5 protein-coding genes are annotated in these 3,813 nt (G+C 27.8%); all 5 read left to right on the forward strand.

Annotated elements, in window-relative coordinates; all coding sequences use genetic code 11:
• Positions 1-829 (forward strand): hypothetical protein (locus tag H518_RS21220; protein ID WP_043706837.1); only part of this gene is annotated, 829 nt, incomplete at its 5' end.
• A 26-nt stretch (positions 830-855) separates the two neighbouring features.
• Positions 856-1,572: a hypothetical protein gene (locus H518_RS0109945; RefSeq protein ID WP_028888914.1), complete on the forward strand. Its 717-nt coding sequence runs from the start codon at positions 856-858 to the stop codon at positions 1,570-1,572.
• Between the two features lie 49 nt (positions 1,573-1,621).
• The gene (locus H518_RS0109950) at positions 1,622-3,007 is read left to right on the forward strand and encodes a C40 family peptidase (RefSeq protein ID WP_028888915.1); all 1,386 of its coding nucleotides are present in this window, start codon (positions 1,622-1,624) and stop codon (positions 3,005-3,007) included.
• On the forward strand, positions 2,988-3,473 hold the full coding sequence (locus H518_RS0109955; RefSeq protein WP_028888916.1) for a hypothetical protein: 486 nt from the start codon (positions 2,988-2,990) through the stop codon (positions 3,471-3,473). The genes H518_RS0109950 and H518_RS0109955 overlap by 20 nt, the downstream gene beginning before the upstream one ends.
• A 112-nt stretch (positions 3,474-3,585) precedes the next feature.
• Positions 3,586-3,813: hypothetical protein (locus H518_RS19655; RefSeq protein WP_043706839.1), on the forward strand; the 228-nt coding region annotated here is incomplete at its 3' end.

The following is a 3,813-nucleotide window of genomic DNA, read 5'->3' on the forward strand; positions in this document are numbered from 1 at the left end:
CCACCAACAAGGAGAGATAATAGATAAGAGTATTAAAATTTTAAATAACGATCCAATACAGAAGTGGCTAGAATTAGAATATGATAAATCATCGATAGCGAAAAAGAATGCCTCAATTGCTAAGCTCATTTTAAAAGCAAGAGATTTAGATTTTATTAGTTTTAGTGAAGAAGGTGATAAATCAGGGTTATATAAATCAAATGGCAAAAATATAGGGGGTGTAGAAGACACTTTTATAAAAATTTCTAAAGGAGAAAAATTAGGGAATGGAAAAGGTAAGTTCCCTTATTTTGATACTAAAAAGAAGAAGATACCTGCATTAGACTTAGTCTTATCTATTTTACGTAAAAAAATGAAACAATCTATAAAAACAGGAAATAAGGATAGAATAGTACTTGGCAGTTTTATGATATGGAATACTAAACAAAAAAATGCTTCAGCAGGAGAGTTAAGGACAACCAATCATGGTAATAAAGGGAAAGCAATAGATATAAATTTACAAACAGAAAATGGTGATACTATTCTATTTGATAAAAATAAAGCGGAAAAAATGGTATATAATATATTAAAAAATCTACCTAAAGGAACCTATGAAATTGGACTACCTATGCAAGGATTATTTTTTCCAACTGGTTACGCTCCTCATCAGTCTAAATTAAGTGGTGATTGGGCTTGTAAGAAGATTAAAAGTAAAAGAATTAAAAAATTAATTGAAGAGTTTGTTACTAAAGGGTATACTTTGAAAGTTATAACTGATAACACAAATCACTTACATATAGCTGAAGGTGTAAAAAATAATGCTTATATAACTAAAGACAATATCAAATAATTTTTTTTACCATAAAAACTAACGGAATGAATAACTATAAACTACTTTTTTTTGTGTTATTTTGGCTTATTTTGGCTTGTAAGCAAGATAAAAATAAATCTATAAAAAAAGAAACAGGTAATCTTCTAAAAAAACCTTTTGAAAGTGTTGTAAAAAACTTTAAACTTATAGAGAAAGATACAATACGTTTTTCCCCAGTTACTTCTCCTTTACATGACAGTATAATTAATAATAGTGAAAAGATAAAAGTTGATGAACTATCAAAAGAAGAAATTAATTTTTTAAATGTAGATATGTTTTTGTCGGAATTTTATTATTCAGGGAAAATAAAATTTAGTGATAATTTTATAGGATTGATTAAGTATGATGATTACAATCACCTTTTAATCATATATGATACTGTAAAAGAAAAAATAGTAGAACTTGATATGTCTTTATCATTCGTAAGTTCTAACGAAGATGAAACTATAGACTTGAGAGAAAGTTGGATCATAGATATTAACAATGATAATAAACTAGATATTGTAACTAGTGATGTTAATATAAATAGTAGTTGGATAGATGGGAAACCCCCTGAATATACAATAATTAACTCTTCAGAAAAAACAATTTATTTAACAGGTAGTGATTCTATTACAGTTTTAAAAGAATACCCTTCTTTTGATTTTACAAAATTAAAACCAAAATACTGTCCATTCAAAACAGGTAAAATTAAGAGAGAGGATTACCCTAATTTAAGATAGTTACAATAGTTCTAAAAAACTTACCAATGCATGTAAAAGTATAAAGGTAGTGCAACCACAAGTTACTGAAGCGAACTGGAAAGATGAAGCAGGGAAGATTAAAAAGATTACAGGACTTAATTCGATTGAAAATTATATATCTGCAAAAATTCCGTATTTTGGTAATCAAACAGTAGGCATCTATTTGTTCGTAAACGGGAAGAAAATAACGCAACAACCTTTTGTTACTAAAACGGATAAAGATGGGAATGTAAACTATCAATTAAAATTGAATGATAGTTATAAAAAGCACTTGTTATTGGAAGATAATGAAAACTCTTGTTTGCAATTTCAAATAGAGGGTATTGTAAATAGTAAACTTTATACTTTTAAAAAACCAGTTTACGATGTTAATAACTCCATTATTGAAGTAAGTGCTAAACAGCAAATTACCAATGCGTATTTTATATATAATGGCAAGAAAGTTACAGAAAGTGATAAAGTGCCTTACGGAGCTAAAGTAAAAGCGGTTGTAGAAACTTTAAATATGATTGGTAAAAAAGTATCGATTAATATTTATAGAAAAACGATGGTAAAAGATTATTCTATTGATGATGATACGGCAATAGTTACTAAAAACGGAAAAGCAACTAGAGAGTTCGTTTTAAAAGTAGATTGGTATGAGTCAAGTCTATTAGGTAAAGATTCTTTTTATATTGGTACAGAAGAAGTACATGGTATTAATTTTATAAGAGGTGATAAATATTTTGAAAATAATTTATTGAAGGCTACGGATAAAGGGGAAGTAGAGGAAGAAATTATTGGTATAAAAAAAGAGAGAGCTCCTTGGATGGACTTGGTAGTTAAGGAAGCTGTAAAAGCTTCTGGGAAAAAAGAGTGGGTTTACCCATTATCTGAAATGGTTGAAAAATATCATGAGTATACTGGTGCTAAAGCAAAATCTTCAGTCGCTTGGTGTGCTTCTTTTGTTAGTTGGGCTATTGGAACGTCAAATATAAAAGGGCCTAAAACTAAAGCTTCCAGATTATTTATTAACCATACTTCATTAAAAAAGATAGAGAAGTCTGTTTTTGGAGCAATTGCTGTTTTCTCAGACTGTAATAAAACTGGTAGTAAAATATTTAGTAGCGGTCATGTTGCATTTGTTTACGGGAAAATTTCTGGAGAGACTTACGCACTTTTAGGAGGGAATCAAGGAGATAGGCTCAAAGTATCTAAATATGATTGTTCAGGGAATGCTTTTTTTAGTTATAAAGACAAGAATAATAAGTCACATTATAAGATATTTAGAGGTTTTTATGTTCCTAAGGATTTCGAACTAAATGATATTGATAAACTTACGGCAAGTGATGTATACAAGTCAGCAAAAGATGCTAATAAAAAATTATTAAATACAACAATTAAAGAATCTAAAAATGGAGAATCATCTAGGTAAATATATTCTCATTCTATTAATATTAGTTGCCTTTGGCTGTAAGAATAAAAAAACGACTAAAAGTGAAAATTCTCTTGATAAAAGTTATGAAGTTGAGAAGAAACAAGAACATCTTAGTCAAAAAGAGATAGACATATTTAAGAAAGAACTAGTAGAAATATTAAAAAAGAAAGATACTTTAAGTGTTTTAACCTTTATTAGTTTTCCTTACAATTCGTCAGGAGAGGTTATAAAAGATAAAAGGTTGTTTATAGCTAGAGATTACGATGTGCTAGATAGTTATTTCATGAAAGAATTTATGCGAAAAGAAGAGGTTTCTGATTTGCAATCCAGAGAATCTTTTAAAGAAGGTAATCTTAAATATATTATACAGCAAAATTTTCCTAATATAGAATTCAATGTGTTTTTTACTATTGAAAAAATAAATAAAAAAATTTTAATAACAGGTATAGATTTAGCAGGGTAATAATCTTAATTAAAACTTGTATAATTTGATAAAAACAGCAATCAATTTGCTTATAGTATTTTCTTTTTTAAGTTGTAAAAAAAACTTTAGAAATAAATAAAGTATAAAAGTAGTGCAACCACAAGTAACTAAAGCGTACTGGGCAGATAGTAGTGGACTACTAAAATTACAAACTGGTTATCAAAAACAAGTAAAAAACTATATTAACGCAAGTATTCCTAATTATAACAACAAACCTATTGTTGTTGGGGTGTATGAAGATGCAGGTTATAAAAAACTAATTGGTAGTTATAATACTCAAACAGATAAAAATGGTATTATAAACTTACAATTATGTTTA

Origin of the sequence: Tenacibaculum ovolyticum DSM 18103, from assembly GCF_000430545.1 — a bacterium.
GTDB lineage: Bacteria > Bacteroidota > Bacteroidia > Flavobacteriales > Flavobacteriaceae > Polaribacter > Polaribacter ovolyticus.

What these genes read in the sequence shown, in the direction of transcription:
- H518_RS0109945 (WP_028888914.1), top strand. Translation starts at nt 856, where the DNA reads ATGAATAACTATAAACTACTTTTTTTTGTGTTATTTTGGCTTATTTTG.
- H518_RS0109955 (WP_028888916.1), top strand. Translation starts at nt 2,988, where the DNA reads ATGGAGAATCATCTAGGTAAATATATTCTCATTCTATTAATATTAGTT.